The organism is Loktanella sp. S4079, from assembly GCF_000967725.1.
Lineage (GTDB): Bacteria > Pseudomonadota > Alphaproteobacteria > Rhodobacterales > Rhodobacteraceae > Yoonia.
In genome coordinates, this window is record NZ_JXYE01000006.1 from 87,074 (window position 1) to 105,375 (window position 18,302).

16 protein-coding genes are annotated in these 18,302 nt (G+C 54.3%); 12 read left to right on the forward strand and 4 right to left on the reverse strand.

Annotated features, from left to right (window positions below):
- The 7 genes from nagA to TW80_RS13690 all read left to right on the forward strand — a co-directional run bounded on the left by nagA (position 1) and on the right by TW80_RS13690 (position 7,634).
- On the forward strand, positions 1-1,143 hold the full coding sequence (gene nagA / locus TW80_RS13660) for an N-acetylglucosamine-6-phosphate deacetylase (protein WP_045997993.1): 1,143 nt from the start codon (positions 1-3) through the stop codon (positions 1,141-1,143).
- Positions 1,140-2,060 (forward strand): ROK family protein, encoded by a 921-nt coding sequence (locus tag TW80_RS13665; RefSeq protein ID WP_045997994.1) that lies wholly within the window; start codon positions 1,140-1,142, stop codon positions 2,058-2,060. Before nagA ends, TW80_RS13665 begins: the two co-directional genes overlap by 4 nt.
- Positions 2,061-2,216: 156 nt before the next feature.
- The gene (locus tag TW80_RS13670; RefSeq protein ID WP_045997995.1) at positions 2,217-3,380 is read left to right on the forward strand and encodes a Gfo/Idh/MocA family protein; all 1,164 of its coding nucleotides are present in this window, start codon (positions 2,217-2,219) and stop codon (positions 3,378-3,380) included.
- Entirely contained in the window at positions 3,377-4,261 is an 885-nt protein-coding gene (locus TW80_RS13675; RefSeq protein ID WP_045997996.1) for a carbohydrate ABC transporter permease, read from the forward strand. Before TW80_RS13670 ends, TW80_RS13675 begins: the two co-directional genes overlap by 4 nt.
- A 10-nt stretch (positions 4,262-4,271) precedes the next feature.
- Positions 4,272-5,150 (forward strand): carbohydrate ABC transporter permease, encoded by an 879-nt coding sequence (locus tag TW80_RS13680; RefSeq protein ID WP_045997997.1) that lies wholly within the window; start codon positions 4,272-4,274, stop codon positions 5,148-5,150.
- Positions 5,151-5,187: 37 nt separating this feature from the next.
- Complete coding sequence (locus tag TW80_RS13685; RefSeq protein WP_045997998.1) at positions 5,188-6,405, forward strand: ABC transporter substrate-binding protein; 1,218 nt, start codon at positions 5,188-5,190, stop codon at positions 6,403-6,405.
- 95 nt (positions 6,406-6,500) lie between these two features.
- Entirely contained in the window at positions 6,501-7,634 is a 1,134-nt protein-coding gene (locus tag TW80_RS13690; protein ID WP_045997999.1) for an ABC transporter ATP-binding protein, read from the forward strand.
- Here TW80_RS13690 and TW80_RS13695 read toward each other — a convergent pair.
- Complete coding sequence (locus TW80_RS13695; protein WP_045998000.1) at positions 7,605-8,657, reverse strand: glycosyltransferase family 2 protein; 1,053 nt, start codon at positions 8,655-8,657, stop codon at positions 7,605-7,607. The genes TW80_RS13690 and TW80_RS13695 overlap by 30 nt on opposite strands.
- A 211-nt stretch (positions 8,658-8,868) precedes the next feature.
- Here TW80_RS13695 and TW80_RS13700 point away from each other — a divergent pair, with 211 nt between their 5' ends.
- Genes TW80_RS13700 through TW80_RS13720 form a run of 5 tightly spaced genes read left to right on the forward strand, consistent with a single transcriptional unit; the run spans position 8,869 to position 13,774 of the window.
- Positions 8,869-10,308 (forward strand): UbiA family prenyltransferase, encoded by a 1,440-nt coding sequence (locus TW80_RS13700; protein WP_045998187.1) that lies wholly within the window; start codon positions 8,869-8,871, stop codon positions 10,306-10,308.
- On the forward strand, positions 10,308-10,730 hold the full coding sequence (locus tag TW80_RS13705; RefSeq protein WP_045998001.1) for a GtrA family protein: 423 nt from the start codon (positions 10,308-10,310) through the stop codon (positions 10,728-10,730). The genes TW80_RS13700 and TW80_RS13705 overlap by 1 nt, the downstream gene beginning before the upstream one ends.
- The gene (locus tag TW80_RS13710) at positions 10,727-12,061 is read left to right on the forward strand and encodes an FAD-binding oxidoreductase (RefSeq protein ID WP_045998002.1); all 1,335 of its coding nucleotides are present in this window, start codon (positions 10,727-10,729) and stop codon (positions 12,059-12,061) included. The genes TW80_RS13705 and TW80_RS13710 overlap by 4 nt, the downstream gene beginning before the upstream one ends.
- Positions 12,058-12,804, forward strand: coding sequence for an SDR family oxidoreductase (locus tag TW80_RS13715; RefSeq protein ID WP_045998003.1), 747 nt, complete (start codon positions 12,058-12,060; stop codon positions 12,802-12,804). The genes TW80_RS13710 and TW80_RS13715 overlap by 4 nt, the downstream gene beginning before the upstream one ends.
- 1 nt (position 12,805) lies before the next feature.
- Complete coding sequence (locus TW80_RS13720) at positions 12,806-13,774, forward strand: glycosyltransferase family 2 protein (protein WP_052700990.1); 969 nt, start codon at positions 12,806-12,808, stop codon at positions 13,772-13,774.
- Here TW80_RS13720 and TW80_RS13725 read toward each other — a convergent pair.
- The 3 genes from TW80_RS13725 to TW80_RS17700 all read right to left on the reverse strand — a co-directional run bounded on the left by TW80_RS13725 (position 13,767) and on the right by TW80_RS17700 (position 18,246).
- Positions 13,767-15,842, reverse strand: coding sequence for a hypothetical protein (locus tag TW80_RS13725; protein ID WP_045998004.1), 2,076 nt, complete (start codon positions 15,840-15,842; stop codon positions 13,767-13,769). The two genes, TW80_RS13720 and TW80_RS13725, sit on opposite strands and share 8 nt — an antisense overlap.
- A gap of 78 nt (positions 15,843-15,920) precedes the next feature.
- Complete coding sequence (locus TW80_RS13730; protein WP_052700991.1) at positions 15,921-17,069, reverse strand: hypothetical protein; 1,149 nt, start codon at positions 17,067-17,069, stop codon at positions 15,921-15,923.
- Positions 17,059-18,246, reverse strand: a complete 1,188-nt coding sequence (locus TW80_RS17700) for a glycosyltransferase family 2 protein (protein WP_052700992.1) — start codon at positions 18,244-18,246, stop codon at positions 17,059-17,061. The genes TW80_RS13730 and TW80_RS17700 overlap by 11 nt, the downstream gene beginning before the upstream one ends.
- Positions 18,247-18,302: the final 56 nt, after the last annotated feature.

The window sequence follows — 18,302 nt, forward strand, 5'->3', positions numbered from 1 at the left end:
ATGACTCAGATTTCTGCATTTCGCGCTGCGCGCATTTTCGACGGCACTGATTGGCATGATGATGCCGCGCTCTTGGTTGAGGGTGGGCGCGTCAAAGCCATTGTGCCTGCTGATCAGGTGTCCGATGCGCAGCAGGTTGCCGGGGTAATCGCGCCCGGATTAATTGATTTGCAGGTGAATGGCGGTGGCGGGGTGTTGTTCAACAATGCTTGCGATGCCAGTGCCGTTGCAACGATTTGCGATGCGCATGCAGGGTTTGGCACGACGGCGGTCATGGTAACCTTGATCACCGATGCGCCCGAACTGACCGACCGCGCAGTCCTTGCCGCCAAAGAGGCGAAAGGAACGCCGGGGTTCTTGGGGCTGCATCTTGAGGGGCCACATTTGGCCGTTGCACGAAAGGGCACGCATGATCCGGCATTGATCCGGTCGATGACTGATGCTGATCTGACGCGCATTACAAAAGCGGCGCAAGAAATTGCACATATGATTTGCACGATTGCCCCCGAATCTGTGAGCCCAGATCAGGTGCGTGAATTGCGCAAGGCGGGCGTTACGGTCAGTTTGGGGCACACAGATTGCAGCTATGAAACAGCGGTGTCCTATGCCGATGCTGGGGCGGGGATGGTGACTCATTTATTTAACGCCATGAGCCAGATGGCCCATCGGGCGCCGGGACTTGTGGGCGCGGCATTGGATGATAGCCGTTTGTCCGCTGGGCTGATTGCGGATGGGTATCACGTGTCAGATGCGGCAATGCGTGTGGCTTTGCGCGGCAATGAAGGGCCGGGGCAGGTGTTTTTGGTTTCTGATGCGATGTCGACGATTGGCAGTGATCAAACCGGTTTTACCTTGAATGGTCGTCAGATTTACCGCGCTGATGGGCGGTTGACCCTTGCTGACGGTACGTTGGCCGGTGCTGATATCGCGTTAATTGATGCAGTGCGCTATGTGCACCAAACGCTTGGGCTGCCTTTGGGGCAAGCCTTGCAAATGGCGAGCAAATTCCCTGCGCAGGCGATTGGGTTAACGGATCGCGGTCATCTGCGTCCCGGTGCGCACGCGGATTTCTTTAGCCTGACCTCAGAATTGACCGCGGCGGGCACATGGATCGCTGGCCGTCAGAAAGGACAAACCGCGTGATTATCTGTTTCGATATCGGTGGGACCACGATCAAAGTGGCCGAGGCCTATAGCGCCGATAAGGTGATCCCTAAGGGGCGGGTTGCGACTCCGGTCGATGATTTTGATGCGTTCATCGCGGTGCTGCGCAGTCAGATCGCGCAGGCCAACACCGCGCCCGAGGTTGTGGCCTTTTCAATGGCTGGAGTTTTGGACCCGGAAACAGGGGTGGCCACGATGGCCAATATTCCCTGTCTGACCGGGCGCAAATTAGAGCAGGAGTTGGCGCAGATCCTTGGGTTGCCCGTAGTTCTGGCGAATGACGCGGATTGCTTTGCCTTGGCCGAGGCAACGGTGGGTGCCGGGCGTGGACATGACGTTGTGTTTGGTCTGATCTTGGGGACCGGGGTTGGCGGCGGCGTTGTTGTTCGGGGTGAGCTGATCAACGGAAACGGTGGTTTCGCCGGTGAAATCGGTCATGGCCCAGTTGCACAACGGGTGATTGACGATCCGGCGGTGACTTTGCCTGCGTTTGCCTGTGGTTGCGGGCAGTCGGGTTGTTTGGATGCGGTCTGTTCCGCGCGTGGGCTAGAAAGGTTGCATCAGCATTTGCATGGCGTGACTGAGGATAGCAAACGGATTGTCGCGGACTGGGAGGCGGGTGAAGCGCTTGCGCGTCATACCATCGACGTCTGGATCGCAATTTTGGCAGGACCGCTGGCGGTTATGGAAAATATGCTGGGTGCTGGAATTGTGGCCGTCGGTGGTGGCATGTCAAATTCAACGGCACTGATTGAGGCGTTGGATGTGGCTGTGCGTGCGCGCAGCTTGCGCAAATTTGATCGTCCGTTGATCGTGCCTGCGCAGTGCCCGATTGAGCCAGGATTGGTTGGTGCTGCGATTTTGGGGTTGCAGCGCCAAAAGACCATAGCCGCCTAGGTTTTGCATATCTGCGAACTGCTGTTTTTTTAGCAGTTTGTGAAAACAAATTACACAGTATCCGGTCTTTTACCGTAAATATATGAAATTTTCTTGACGGTTCGTCATAATTAGGCACAGTCTAAGAAAATGAATTTCGTCAGCAGGGGGCGCGGCATGAAAGTCGCCATCATCGGTCTTGGGTTTCGACTGGGGTACCTTGGGTACGTCTTTCGTGAAATGGATCCGGATTTTGAGATCGTTGGATATTACGACCCTGTGCCTGCTGGTCTGGCGACGCTGATCGAACATGGGATTGACCCGGGCACGGCGTATCAAAGTTCAGAAGAATTGGTAAAGGCTGGTGGATACGATCTGCTGATGATTGGATCGCCGAACCATCTGCATCTAGAGCATATCCGTCTTGGCCTAGAGGCCGGGAAAAAGGTGTTTTCCGAAAAGCCGATCGTTTCGACGATTGAACAGACCTATGAACTGGCGGCGCTGATGGGGAAATTCGGGCCAGAGCAGTTGATGGTTGGTTTGGTGCTGCGCTATGCGCCGCTCTACCAAGATTTGCTGGCCGCCCGCGATACGGGGATGCTGGGCAAGATCGTTTCTGTCGAAGCGGCGGAACATATTTATCCCTATCATGGCGCGTTCTTTATGCGTGATTGGCGGCGTTACGAAAAATGGTCGGGCAGCTTTATGTTGGAAAAATGCTGCCATGATCTGGACCTCTATAACGGTCTGATAGGTGCGCGGCCGGAGCGTGTGGCCAGCTTTGGCGGACGTAAGACATTTGTTCCTGAAAATGACCCCCGTGAAGACGGGGTGAATGATATGGAACTGTATCACCGCAAGCCATCGGGCTGGAACGGTGCGGATAAGGTCTTTGATAGCGATGGAGATATCATCGACTATCAGGTGGCGATTATCGAATATGCAAACGGGGTTGGGATGAATTTCCATACCAACCTGAATGCCCCCGATCAGTTCCGCCGTTTTGCGGTCTTTGGCACCAAAGGGCAGGCCGAGGGTGATTTTATCCGTGCCAATTTCAAGGTGACGGATGTTCTATCTGAAGAAACTAAAATCAATAAAACCTATCAAGCAACAGCGCTATCGCAGCATTACGGCGCTGACGAAGAAATGGCATCGCAAGTTGTCGCCCATGTGATGAATGGCGGGCCGCTTCCGGTTTCGCCGCTGGATGCTCTTGAGGCGGGCATTCTGGCACTGGCGACCGATGATGCACGTCGCAGCCGTCAAGTCGTTGATCTGCGACCGATCTGGGATCGGTATGATGAGGCGCTGGTCAAAAAGGAATTTGTCGCATGAGCCAGAACCGCGCCGCATGGATATTTGCTTGGGCGTTGCTTGCGCCTGCGATCATTTATGTGCTGGTCATTGTGGCATGGCCTTTGGTTGAAACGCTGCGGCTGTCTTTTACCAACGCTTCACTACGCCGGACCTATGATTATGTCGGTTGGCGCAATTACGAAAAGATCTTTGACAAGGATTTCCTTGAGATCATCATTCGCACGTTTACGTGGACGTCTTTTTCGGTCTTGTTGAAAATGATTATCGGCACCTTTGGGGCGGTTCTGCTGAACTGTGCTGTGCCGGGGCGGCATTTGTTCCGCTTGCTGACGATGCCGCCGTGGATTGTGCCAATGGCGATTGGCATTTTCATGTGGGGGTGGATGTATAACGGCCAATTCGGCATGATTTCTGGGTTGTTACAACGGTTTGGATTGGTCGATGGGCCAGTTGCATTTCTGGCCTATGGCAATACTGCCTATTGGGCGACAATTGTGACGGACGTTTGGATTGGTGTGCCGATGGTCACCATCTATTTTCTGGCCGCGATTCAATCCATTCCGCGCGACCTATATGAGGCAGCATGGACCGATGGTGCAAACCGTTGGATGCGGTTCCGCCGGATTACCCTGCCATTGATGGCGCCAGCAATTATTACCATGTCTGTGCTGTCGTTGATTTCGACGTTCAACAGCTTTGATATCATTTGGATTTTGACCCAAGGCGGCCCGTCGGGTTCCACCACAACGATGATTATCGATACCTATCAAACCGCAATTGGGTCCAAGAAATACGGCGAAGGTGCCGCCCGCGCTGTGGTGATCTGTATCTTTTTGTCGCTGTTCTGCGTCGCGTATTTCCGCATGACGCGCAAACTGGCCGCGGCCGCGAAAGCATAGGGGCGATCACATGGCAAAGCTTTTCCGGTTCGAAAAAACCAGCACGATGATTGATCGCTATAAATGGTGGGAAGTCATCGGCATCTACGCAGGGATCGCGGTATTCCTATTCTTTATGCTCGCCCCATTCATCGAAGGGTTCCTGGTCAGCTTAAAGCCGCTGTCACAGTTGTTTTCGACACCCTATTCATTCTGGCCCGAGAACGGGTCGTTTACCGCTTATCGCACCATGTGGGAAAGCGTGCCCAAATTTGGCTGGTACATCTTTAACTCGCTTTTGATTTCGAGCGTGGCCACCATGATCGTCTTGGTTCTTGTGGTTCCGGCGGCCTATGCCTTTGCCCGGTTCAAGTTCAAAGGCATGGCGTTGGTATTGGGTGCATTTCTGGCGGTCTCAATGTTTTCAGGGGCGGTTCTCTTGATCCCGCTGTTCCGGTTGCTACGCACATTGGGTCTGTTGAATACCTATTTTGCGATGATCGTACCGGGCGCTGCGTTTTTGATCCCCTCAGCAATTTGGTTGCTACGGACCTACATGATGCGCATCCCCGCCGAGCTGAACGAGGCCGCCTATATGGATGGCGCATCGCAGTTTTATACTTTCCGCCGGGTGATTCTGCCGATTGCGCGCCCCGGTATCATCGTTGTTGCGATCATGACCTTTATTGGGGCTTACGCGCAGCAATTTATCTTTGCACTGACCTTTAACTCCAAGACGGAATACATGCCGCTGCCAGTCGGGCTTTATGCCTATTTTGGCAAGCAAGAGGTCATCTGGAACGAATTGATGGCGGCCAGCTTTGTCGGGATAGCACCGGCGCTGGTTATCATTTTCTTTTTACAACGATATCTTGTCGGCGGTCTGACCGCGGGCGCGATTAAACAATAACAACAATAACTTACATCAAACCAATGGGAGACTGAAATTGACCACCCTCACGAAAAAAACGCTTTATGGTGCATTGTTGGCCGGGACGACAGCATTGCCCACATTCGCCGAAGACATTAGCTGGATCTACTGTGGTGACAGCATTGATCCGGTTCACGAACAATATATCGCAGAATGGGAAGCCGCGAACGAAGGCTGGACTGTCAGCCCCGAGGTTGTCGGCTGGGCCCAGTGTCAGGACAAAGCGACCACTTTGGCTGCCGCAGGTAGCCCCGCTGCAATGGCCTATGTTGGTTCGCGCACGTTGAAAGAATTCGCGCTGAGCGAATTGATCGTGCCAGTTCCAATGACCGAAGAGGAGCAGGCATCTTATTATCCGCACATCGTTGATACGGTGACATTTGAGGGCACCCAATGGGGCGTGCCGATCGCGTTTTCGACCAAAGCGATGTACTGGAACAAGGACATCTTTGAAGCGGCAGGTCTTGACCCGGAAACCCCGCCAACAACTTGGGAAGAGACAATCGCTTTTGCCAAGCAGATCACCGAGAACACTGACGTAGCCGGTTACGGTTTGCCAGCTAAAACCTTTGACAACACGATGCACCAGTTCTTGCACTGGGTTTACACCAACAACGGTGAAATCATCGACGCAGATGGCAACATTGTGATGGATAGCCCACAGGTTCTTGCCGCGTTGCAAGCCTATAAGGATATCGTGCCTTATTCTGTCGAAGGCGCGACTGCCTATGAACAAAACGAAATGCGCGCGATCTTTCTTGATGGGTCGGTGGGTATGATCCAGACTTCGGTTGGTGCGTCATTCTTGTTGCAAGATACTGACATTAGCTGGGGTGTTACTGATCTGCCGCTTGGCCCAGATGCCGATGGTCCTGGCACGCTGTTGATCACTGACTCACTGGCCATTTTTGATGGTTCTGGCGTCGAAGAAAAAGCAATTGAATTTGCGAAGTTCATCACATCGCGTGAAGTGCAAGAAGCCTACGAAGCCGGTGGTGCGGCCAGTCTGACACCGCTGCGTCCCGGTGCAGCCGTGGATGAGATGTTGGCAAATGGCCCATATTGGAAGCCTTTCATCGACGGTATTGCCTTTGGTGGTCCAGAGCCGCTGTTCACAGACTACAAAGGGTTCCAGAACGTGATGATCGAGATGGTTCAATCCGTGGTCACAGGCGAAGCTGAGCCAGCCGAAGCGCTGACCGAGGCCGCCGCCGAACTGGAAGACTACAAGTAAGTGTTCCCCCGTGTGGTCCAGCCGCCATTTTGCCGGTGGCTGGGCCACAATATGCCAAGTTGGCAAAAGAACTAAGTAGACGTCAGGAGAACCCATTGGGTCAGCTTTCTCTTAAGAGTGTCACAAAGAATTTTGGTGACGTTGAGGTCGTAAAAGGCGTTTCGCTGGATGTACAAGACGGTGAATTTGTCGTGTTTGTGGGGCCGTCAGGCTGTGGGAAATCCACATTGCTGCGCATGATTGCAGGGCTTGAACATACGACGGGTGGCGATATCGTCATTGACGACAAGCGTGTGAACGATTTGGCACCCGTAAAACGCGGCATTGCGATGGTGTTTCAGTCGTATGCGCTTTATCCGCATATGTCGGTCTTTGAAAACATCGCGTTCCCCTTGCGGGTTGAGCGCGCCCGCGAAGACGAAATCCGCAAAAAGGTCCAATCTGCCGCCGAGATTCTGCATCTCGAGAGCCGCTTGCAGCAAAAGCCCGGCAATCTGTCGGGTGGTCAACGCCAGCGCGTTGCCATCGGCCGCGCGATTGTCCGCGAACCAGAGATTTTCCTATTTGATGAGCCATTATCCAACCTTGATGCTGCGCTGCGTGCGGATATGCGCATTGAGCTCACCCGCCTTCACAAGCAGTTGGGCGCGACGATGATCTATGTCACCCATGATCAGGTCGAAGCGATGACCATGGCTGACCGGATTGTGGTGCTCAATGGCGGTTATATTTCGCAGGTCGGTGCACCGCTGGAACTGTATCATAAACCTCAGAATACTTTTGTCGCCGGCTTCATTGGCAATCCGCGCATGAACATGTTGCCCGCCACGGTCGAGGCGGTCACAGACAGCGGCATGCGCGTGACGTGTTTGGAGCAGTCGTTGGAAATTGCTGTGGATGTCCCGCAAGATCAGCGTGCGGGGTTGATTGGGGCGACCGTCACCCTTGGTATCCGACCAGAGCACGTGGTGCTAGGACAGGGGCAGGTATCTATGACGGTGACGCCGGGTGTGGTAGAGCAGCTTGGCCAGCAGACCATCGGCTATGCGTCATTGCCGGGTAGTGACGACAGCTTTTGCTTTGTGTTGAATGGAACCCAGATTTTGGGCGATGGCGCCGAGATCAAGATCGGTTTCTCGGGCGCGGATTGCCACGTTTTTGATAGCGATGGGAATGCGTTTGAACGTCAGATTGATTTGTCAAATATGACGGCTGCGCTGCCGGAATAATTGTCGGGTTTTGCGACGGCTGATGGCCAGTTGTCGCAAAAACCCAGCGGCCCATGCGTTGTGCATGATAAAAAGCGCGAGTCCCGCACATAATCCGCATATGGATCGTAGCTTAACCACCGCGACCGCTGAAATCGCCAAGAGCGCCCCAAAATAGGCTATTGGCCAGAGCCACAGGACCGGTGCCGCAAATCCTAGGCCAAGACAAAGCGTGATCAGCAATAGGTTGATCACTGGGATGAGTTGGCGCAGGCGCGGCCGCATTTTGTGTTTGGTTACGGTGCGGGCGCGGCCCCGCCCGTAGCGCCAATATTGTCGCATAAGGCCCATTGGCGTGGGCCGCATTTGGTAATCCATTCGGATATCCGCATCGAGCCAGACGCGACCACCCGCGACCCCAAGCCGAATGTCGTATTCGGCGTCTTCATTGTGGCTAAAGCTGGGATCGTAGCCGCCGATTTGTTGAAACCAGTCTAGCTGAAATCCCGCGTGATGGGCGTGATCGACCCAGCCCGAACTGGCCCCGCCGCGATGCGCCGATCCGCCAGAGCCAAATGGCGTATCAACAACCCACGCGGCGGCCCGTTGAAAGCAATTGTCGCCACGCGCATCCATCACTGTCGCAACAGAGGCCGCATTTGGCTGGCGTTCGAAACTGCGCACGATGTCGTGGACATAATTGGCAGGGTAAACGGCATGGGCATCGCATCGCACGACGATTTTATGCGTGGGCGTGGCGTGATGTGCGACGGCTGCATTGACCCCAGCAGACTGCAACTGTTGGGGGTTATTCAACAGGTGGACCTTGTTGTGTTCATTTTTGAATTGGGCGATGATATCTTGGGTGCCATCTGTGCTGCCGCCATCGGCCACGACAATTTTGACTTCGGCCATAAAGGGGTCTTGGTCGACCAAAGATCGCAGGCACGCGTGAATATGTCTCGCTTCGTTGAGGGCGGGAACGACAACCAGAACTTGATCAGGCTGATACGTATGGACCGTGGTCATAGGGCTATGCGTCATCGAAGAACCTTTGAATAAATTCCACAGATTGAGAAAAATAAGCGCGTAAGAATGCAGCAATGATCGTTGCCAGAGGCGTTAAGTCAAGCGCTAAGGTTGCGGCACTTGAACCAGATTCCCGAATCATGCAGTGTAAAAGACATTAAACACCGGCTCTTTTTGGCTGGTAATGCGTATATTTTTGCAGTGATTTTTTGATGGGATGATGGTTATGGATGATACGCGGGGGCTCTCGATTAGTGTCGACGGTATCACGTTAGTTGTCGACCTCGACGACACCTTGGTTCACACGGATATGCTGCTTGAGACGTTTTGGGCGGCCTTGTCTGTGCGTTGGATGAATATCGTGCCGGCGACCCGCGCGCTGATCAAAGGCAAAGCAGCGTTTAAGCGGGAATTGGAACAGTTGGGTCCGATTGACCCCAATTTACTACCCTACAATCAAGAAGTGATCCGTCATATCAAAGAATGGCGCAACCGCGGAGGGCGCACGGCGTTGGTGTCAGCGTCGGATCAGCGATTGGTCAGCCAGATTGCGACGTATTTGGATCTGTTCGACGATGTTTGCGGCTCTGACGGGGTGCGTAATCTAAAGGGTCCGAATAAGGCGGCTTATCTCAATGAAACCTACGGCAAGGGCTGTTTCGTCTATATCGGCGATGCCGAGGCAGATTTGGACATTTGGCGCGATTCAGCCTGTGCCGTGACTGTCGATGTGTCCCCGTCACTGGCCGCGCGCGTTGATGATCAGGCCCCGCAAAGCACCCACCTAAAAACCCGTGAGGGCCGGGTGAAACCGCTGCTCAAGGCGATGCGCCCGCATCAATGGCTCAAGAATGTCTTGGTGTTTTTGCCGATGCTTGCGGCCCATCAGTTTACGGCTTTGACCATTGGGCAATCGTTGCTTGCCTTTGTTGTGTTTAGTTTGGTTGCCTCCTCTGTTTACCTGCTGAATGATCTGTTGGATTTGGCGGCGGACCGGGTGCATCCGCGCAAGAAGCGCAGACCATTTGCAAGCGGTACATTGCCATTGATGTGGGGGACCATACTAGCGCCCGCGCTGTTGGTTGTCGGATTTGGGCTGGCGCTGTTTTTGAATATCCAATTCGTCGGCGTGATGCTGTTTTACTACGCGGTCACCACGGCCTATTCGTTTTTCCTAAAACGGGCACTGATTGTCGATATTTGCACCCTTGCGGGGCTTTATACACTGCGGATTATCGCTGGAGCGGCGGCGACGGGTATTCCGTTGTCCGTTTGGTTGCTGGCGTTTTCAATGTTCTTTTTCCTATCGCTGGCTGCGATGAAACGTCAGGCCGAGCTGAAGCGGCAGGGGCAGCGAAAGGCACATGGACGTAGTTATGAAATTGATGACCTGCCTTTAATTGCGAATATGGCGGTTTCGTCGGGGTATGTTTCGGTGCTTGTTATGGCGTTGTATTTGAACACAGACGCAGTTGCGGGGCTTTATGCCAATCCGACCCCGCTATGGGGGATATGTCTGGTATTGTTGTATTGGCTGAGCCGGATGGTCATGATTTCCCATCGCGGATGGATGCATGATGACCCGGTTGTTTTCGCCGCACGTGATCGGATTTCGATCATATGCGCGCTGTGTATTTTTGGGTTTGCCATTGCAGGAACAGTGTAGTGAGCCGGGTATCGCATTTGGGTCTCTATGTGGCCTTTGCAATTGTCGCGACCGTTGCCAATCTGGCGATGCAGCGGCTGGTTTTGGGCATCAATGACGGTGTCATTGGTTTTGCCGTAGCGGTATTTATGGGAACTTTGGTCGGGCTAGTGATCAAATATATCTTGGACAAACGCTGGATATTCGAGGATCGCTCGACCGGGGCGGCGGCCCATGGCAAGAAGTTCATGTTGTATAGTGCAATGGGGCTGATCACGACGGCGATTTTCTGGATCACGGAATCCGCATTTTGGTTTATCTGGCACACGGATGCCATGCGCGAACTGGGTGCCGTCATTGGATTGGCGATTGGTTATACGGTGAAATATCAACTGGATCGCAATTTTGTATTCACAGATGTGGAAAGCACCAAACCCGCATGATGAAGACATCAGAATTGATGGGGTGGGGGCGTTATCCCCGACGGCCCGGGCCGCTGGGTCAACCGCGCGATGAACGTCAGCTGAGCGCCTATGTCGGGCTGGGCGGCGTGGTCGCACGCGGAAATGGCCGGGCTTATGGTGATGCGGCGATTGGCGCGGCGGCCACGGTTGATATGCGTGCGCTTAACCGCATGATATCATTTGATCCGGAGACTGGTGTGCTTGTCGCTGAGGCTGGGGTGATCCTTGGGGATGTGATTGACGCGTATTTGCCTCGTGGCTGGTTTCCCTATGTCACGCCGGGCACAAAATTTGTATCGCTTGGCGGGGCTATTGCTTCCGATGTTCATGGCAAAAACCACCATAGCGAAGGATCATTCGGGGCCTTTGTCGATTGGGTCGACGTTATGGATGCCGAAGGGCAAGTGCAGCGCGCAAGCCGCCATGAGAACCCCGATTTATTTGCGTGGACGGTTGGTGGCATGGGGCTGACAGGTGTCATCGTGCGCGCGGCAATTCGGTTGCGCCCAATCGAGAGCGCTTGGATCAAGCAAGAGACAATCGTTGCCAAGAACCTGCAGGCAGCCATCGAAACATTTGAAAGCGCGAAGAGCACGACCTATTCTGTCGCATGGATTGATTGTCTGGCCTCGGGCGCAGATTTGGGGCGTTCGCTGGTCATGTTGGGTGAACATGCGGGTGCGGCAGAGCTGCCCCATCAACACCGTTTGCGCCCATTCGATAGCCCCGTGCGGGGCAAGAAATCTGTGCCTTTTGATGCGCCGGGATTTGCCTTGAACAGCCTGACGGTCAAGGCGTTCAATGCGCTTTACTGGCGTAAGGGGCAACGCGCCCAAGGGACCAGCTATGTTGATTGGGATAGCTATTTCTATCCACTTGATGCGGTTTTGGGTTGGAACAGGATCTACGGCAGACGTGGGTTCTTGCAGTATCAATGTGTCCTGCCGCTCTCGGCATCCAAAGTGGGACTGACCGAGATGCTGCAAGAGACGGCACGCACTGGGCAGGGATCATTCTTGGCTGTGCTCAAACGATTTGGGGCGCAAGACAGTAAATTTTCATTTCCCATGGAAGGTTACACACTGGCGCTGGATTTTCCGGCGAATGCGCGCAGCCTCGCGCTTTTGGATCGGCTGGACGCGATCACTGTCGCGCATGGTGGGCGGGTATATCTGGCCAAAGATGCCCGGACTGCTGCGACGACATTGCACTGCGCCGATCCACGGGCAACTGCATATGCGCAGATGCGCGAAGAGACAGGGCTAAGCACTCAATTTGCCTCGGCTCAATCAGAAAGGCTTTTGTTATGACCACAGCGATACTGGACCCGGTTTTGATTTTAGGGGGCGGTTCGGACATCGGGCTGGCGATTGCGCATCGTTTTGCCAAAGCGGGCTATCCGATTGTTTTGGCCGCGCGTGATGTTGAAAAGCTGGAGGGAAATCGTGCTGACATGGCGTTGCGCCACAATGTCGAAGTGACAACAGCAACATTTGACGTGCTCGATACAGCGGCGATGCCGGGGTTCATCGCAGGGTTGGATCATACCCCCGGAACGGTGGTGTCCGTCATTGGTGCGATGGGTGAACAAGATCAGAGCGAAGCTGATCCAGAGGCCGCAGCGATGGTCATGCGCGCGAATTATGAAGGACCGGCGTTGATTATGGGAATGTTTGCCGCGCAGATGGAAGAGGCGGGGCATGGGGTTCTGGTTGGTGTTTCTTCGGTTGCGGGTGACCGGGGGCGGGCGGCCAACTATATCTATGGATCGGCAAAGGCCGGCTTTACTGCATTTCTTTCAGGTCTGCGAAATCGGCTGGCGAAACGCGGTGTCCATGTGCTGACTGTAAAGCCCGGGTTTGTCGCGACCCGCATGACCGAAGGTATGGACCTGCCCAAGGCCTTGACTGCCGCGCCTGAAGAAGTGGGCGAAAAGGTCTTTGACGCGGTGCAGGCGCGTCGGAACGTAATTTATGTGCGGTCCATTTGGTGGCTGATTATGCTGATTATTCGTTCAATCCCGGAGCGGATTTTCAAGAAAATGAGCCTGTGAGATGGTTCAACTGGCCGCAGATCCTGTCGCCACGATTGTAATTGCTGCGTATAATGCGCAAGCGACCATTCTGCGGGCGCTGCGGTCTGCCAGTGCGCAAACTGCACCCGTTGAAATTGTTGTGGTCGATGATTGCTCTGGCGATGATACGTTTCGCATCGCATCAGAGTATGCCCAGACGGATCGTCGGGTGACGGTTCTGCGCCATGCTGAAAACAAGGGTCCGGCGGCAGCGCGCAATTTGGCAATTGCGAATAGCAGCGCGCCGTGGATTGCGGTGCTGGATGCGGATGATCACATGGCCAGTGATCGGATAGCGCGGTTGATCGCGTTGGCGGATGATGTCGACCTACTAGCGGATGATCTGTATCGCGTGACCGATGAAGACCTGCTGGCAACGTCCAAACGGTTGTGGAGCAAAATTGACATTGGCGCGGTGGATATTAGCTTTGCATCCTTTGTGAACGGCAACCGTCGTGGCCGACACGGTGATCGCGGTGAATTGGGTTTTGTTAAACCGCTGATGCGGCGATCGTTTTTTGCAAAAAACGATCTGGCTTACGATCCTGCCCTGCGATTGGCCGAGGATTATTTGCTATATGCGCGGGCTTTGGCGGCGGGTGCCCGGATGCGCCTGATTGACCCTTGCGGATATTTCGCGGTTTATCGCGCGGATTCGCTGAGCTCGCAGCATAGTACCGCAGATTTGGGCGCTATTGTTGCGGCAGATCAGGCGTTGGCATTGCTGCCCGGATTGGCAGAGGCTGATCGCGCGGAACTCCGATTGCATCGTTTGGACGCCCGCAAGGAATGGGCATGGCGGCGATTGATTGATGCGGTGCATGAACGCGATTTCGGCGCGATGACCCGCTTGATCGTGGAACCACCGCGCGTATCGCTATCGCTTGCTGGCAAGCTCTTTGAGCAGCTTTGGTTGCGCAGTTTGCGAAGGCTGAAACTGTCTAGTTAGCGCCGCGCAGTTCTTCGACGCGTTGTTCAAATTGACGTTGCTCGAAAGGGTTATCGACGAGGTATACCTCGACCCAACCTGAAGCATTCGACCGAACATCAGAGCCAGAGAAGCGTGCGGGGCGATCCAAGTAGAACCCCGCAGTACCGATCAGGCAGTTGTTATATTCAGAACGCAAAGTGTCACAAAGATCCTTGAGCGCGACAAGAAATGCGCGGCGTTCTTCTGCGGTTTGATGTGTCCGGCTTTCAGCCAGATCGGGCACAAAAGCTGAGACAAACTCTCCATTGTTGATCCGGGTGACGTCGCCAATGGAATAGTTCGGGATATAGGCAAAGTCTGCACGTATTTGGTATTCACCATCGCCAGAATCATGGACCGTCGTCCGAAAAATTTTGCATTGCGTTGCGATCTCAATGAGCGTGTCTTCGCAATAGCGCATCATGTAACGTGGTGCTCGCATAATTGCGTAGGTGTAGCGTTGGTCTTCGGGTGGTGTGGCTTCACCTTCGGTCAAAAGTTCATCAAGTGTGATCCGCGACTGAAAACTGACACGACGCTCAGCGTTTAGATCAGTTAGGCTGACTTTGCTCTCTACGTCATTGCTGTTCATGATCCGGTCGCCGAATGAGCGGCGCTGGCCCGAGATTTCAGTTTCAACAACTTCGGAGGTCTCGCTGAGAACCAGAGCCTCTGGCAAGACCATTGAATGATGGCCGCCAACCGCCGCCTCGACGCGTTGCGTGTAGTGGCTGATGATTTGGTTTTCTCGTTCTTGGGGTGTGCCAGTGATGTATTCGTAACGACTTGGCAGGTGAACTGTTGTGGCCGTGTCACCGAGAACAATTGGATTATCTGGTGCATCACCAACAAGAATTGCACCCGTGCGATCGGCAGAGATTAGGTTGGCGTTTGCGCTGAATCCAAAGGTCTGGGTGAACCAATGATTGTAGGAATCGAACCCTTTATCCTGTCCAAACAAAAGGTTACCGTCCAGAGTGTTCCCGTTCTTTGCACCTGTCCAGGCACCCCAGCTAATGTTTGGTTCACGGAATGGGCGGGCCATGCAGTCGATGTCGCCGGGTTGTCCACGAAAGTCATAGAATTGGGTGTTATTCGCCTCTCGGCTGGGGGTAAGTGATTCAAAAGTAGCTGATCCAATATTGCCCGTGACGCCAGATGCGCCACCGATCATCGCGATATGGGCAATATCCACGCCCGGTGCTGCATGGATATTCCACAGTGCGCCACCTGCTTTTTGCAATGCCAGATAGAGCGGTCCTGAGGTGTCAGTGATCAAGACATCAACAACGTTGATATGGCCGCGCGGGACCGAGATCATCCCTGGGGTGTGGCCATCGTCGAGAGCATCTCTTGCAGCCTTATTGATGATTTCGTTCGTGTTTGCAGTGTCCGTCCGTTGGATTGGAGCGTAGAAATTGGTGCGGCCGATGTTGATGTTGACGAATTTTTGCGCGGCCCCAACCGGTTTTAATGTGCAGGTTTCGTTTGCATCGAATGTCTCAATCGCGCCGAGCGTTGAGCTTGGCCCAGTCGGGGTGAAATTTGCGTAAATGGTGTTCGTTGAAATCGGATTGCCCAACTGGCTGACTGCGTAACCTAGGCCGTAGCTGGGGCCCATACGCTCGGTAACGCGTGGATCTGTCGAAGTTTGCTCTCGCCAATCGCGAGAGGGAGCGATCAGCGTGTTCCGCCTTTGCGCTTCGCGCTCTGCCAGCGTGTCTTGTGTCTTTGCTTGTTGGTTTTCGAAGGCAGATTCTAGCACCGCCTCGCCCAGACCAGACAGCGGGTTCATTTCGATTGTTGTCAGATCGTCGATTTTGGCGGTGATTGTTGTTTGCCACTCTTCAATTTTTCCCGAGCTGAACAGGCCATAGAAACCGCCACCCAATATCATCAGCAGACCAACAAGAAAGACATATCCGGCGATTACCTTGTCTTTGCCACGTGTTTCGCCAACTGTTTCAATGGGTGATCCGTATTCCCCGGTGCGATTTTGAATGCGCTCAAGGCGTTTGGCAAAGTCGTTCTGGTGGTCGTCGTTCATTCAAGGCACTCGCGGTTATACTAGGCGATCTAATATTCTTGTGATCAGCCGTAGGGGTAGCAACGCCCGTGTCGAATGTCACGATGCCGAGGCGATAATTTTGGCGATAAAACTGCGCGTGTCTTCAGGCGTTTCGACAAATGTCGCCATTGGAAGCGAAAGCAGGGCATTGGCCTTGGCTGCGATCTGTGCGCGGTCGTTCACGAGAGTTTGGATAAGCGCGGGGACGGTTTCTTGGGCGGGTGCGTCGAACTGCCAGCCTGCGCCCCACGATTGTACGATGCGCCCAGTTTCTGTGCCGTTCAACGTGATGGCAGGCACGCCGAAATATCCGCCCTCATACAGTCGATTTGGAATTTGCCAGACAGAGTTATGCCCGGCTTCGTACCAATCTGTTGCCCATACCACATCGATACTGCTGTAAATGGCCGCTAAATCCTGCGCGCCGTTATAGGGCCCGTGATAGGTGACGCCCGGCGCATCTTTGATATCGCCGCCGAAGTCTGGAAAGACATTCTGTGCCGGATAGCCATGGATGTGAATTTCGACATTTGGTGCGAAATCGCGACCGATTTGTTTAAGAAGTTCAAGAGATTTGCAGCACCGCAGATTGCCGATCCACCCGATTTTGAGCGCGGTGTCAGGGTTTGTACTGATTGCTGTTGGGCGTGGCGGCACGTCTGCGGGGTTTATGCGATTTTCAACAAGGATTTTTTGATAGGTTCCGGGGTGGTGGATATCGAAATACTGATCGACAAAGCGCTCGGAGGAATAGACCAGCGTATCGCTCTTGCGGAGCAGTGCCCCTTCGAGCCGACGCAAGGCGGATGCGGCGCGTCCAGACCCGATCAGAAGCGCATGGATATCTAGGCATTCATAGACAATCGGAACCCGTAGCCGATGTCGTAGCCGAAAGGCGTGTGCGCAGATCAGCATATCAAGGTTGCGGGCATAGAGCACGTCAATGTCGTGCAATTGGGGGATCGTACATGGCCGCATTGTTAGGCTTTTCACCACGGTGCCGAGCCGCGCCAGATAGCTGTTGTCGCGTGTTTCGCCCAAGGAAATCACATCGAATGGTGCGGGTTTTGGCTCGCCCCGATGGGGCATGATACCGATGACGGTGGCGCCTGCGGTTTGAAAGAACTGCGCGCGCCGACGCACGGCGGGTTCGTTCGCGTTATGGCCAAAGAACGCGATTGTGGCTCTGCTTGAGTTACCAGTCATAGGCGCTCAGCGCGAGGCTGCTGACTTCGGCGACGGATGATGTGCTTTGCTTGGGTTTCATCTGAAGCCCGGTGCATCGCAGAATACGCAAGAGCCTGAGGGTCTCGGGGCCGTCGCGGTTCGTGATTGCCTTGCGCAAAGACCACAGAAGCCCACGCCCCAAACTGCGCGTAATCTGTTGACCGGCCTCAGAACCCCGTTTGAGCTGTGTGATACGGTGCATGTGATCGGGGGTGAGATATACGCCGTGCTTGCCCGATACGGCGCGCCTGCAAATATCGGCCTCGACTGGGCCTAGATCGTCTGCCCCGGCAATTTTGGTGGCTGCAGTCAGATCGTCGATGGCGTGGTTCCAGAGATCATGTCGCGTGTAAATACATGCCCGCTGAAGCAGTGCAGCGCGCGCGACATTGGGGGCAGGGCCTGAAAACATCGCCTCGAACAACGACAAGGGCAGGTGATCGGAAAGGCTGTTAAAGACCACCCGATCCTGCGCGGCCCAGACATTTTCAACCGCCGAAGCGGCATGCCGGAATTTCGCTGGACCACGGTCGCCATCATGTTTGCGCTGCAAGAACAGGTGATCTTGGGTCATTTGAATAGGGTAGCGGGTCGCAAGCCGCACGAGCATTTCATAGTCGATCGAACGGGCCAGGTCTTCGCGAAAGGGGCCGACCTGGTCATAGCAAGTACGGCGAACCATCGTGGCATTTTGAAACAGGTAGATGTCTTCGAGGATGTGGCGCAGCGGGGTGCCTTGGGACAGATCGGGCCAATAGCCGGGGCCGATAATGTCGCGTCCAGTATCAGTGTCGCTGAACCGCTGATAACATCCGCCCGCGACGCCAACATCTGGATTGGTGTCCAAGACCATCGCCAGATGTGCGCCGGCGCCCGGCTCTGCGAGATCATCATCATCGCAGATCCAAATGTAATCGCCCGTCGCATGCTGCATTGCCTGATTGAGCGCAGCCGATTTTCCGGCGTTCTGTGCCTGATGATATTGTAATCTGGGGTCTGTGATTTGTGCGATGGCTTCGCTTGTGCCATCGCTTGATCCATCATCCCAGACGATGATTTCATCTACCGGGCGGGTCTGCGCCTGAATAGCTGCGATCGCCTCGGACAGGTAATCTTTGCGGTTGTAGGTCGGAATAATGACAGAGATTCTAGACACAATGAGATAACCACCAAAAAATAAAAGTACGCAAAAATAATAGCAGCCGCGATTCG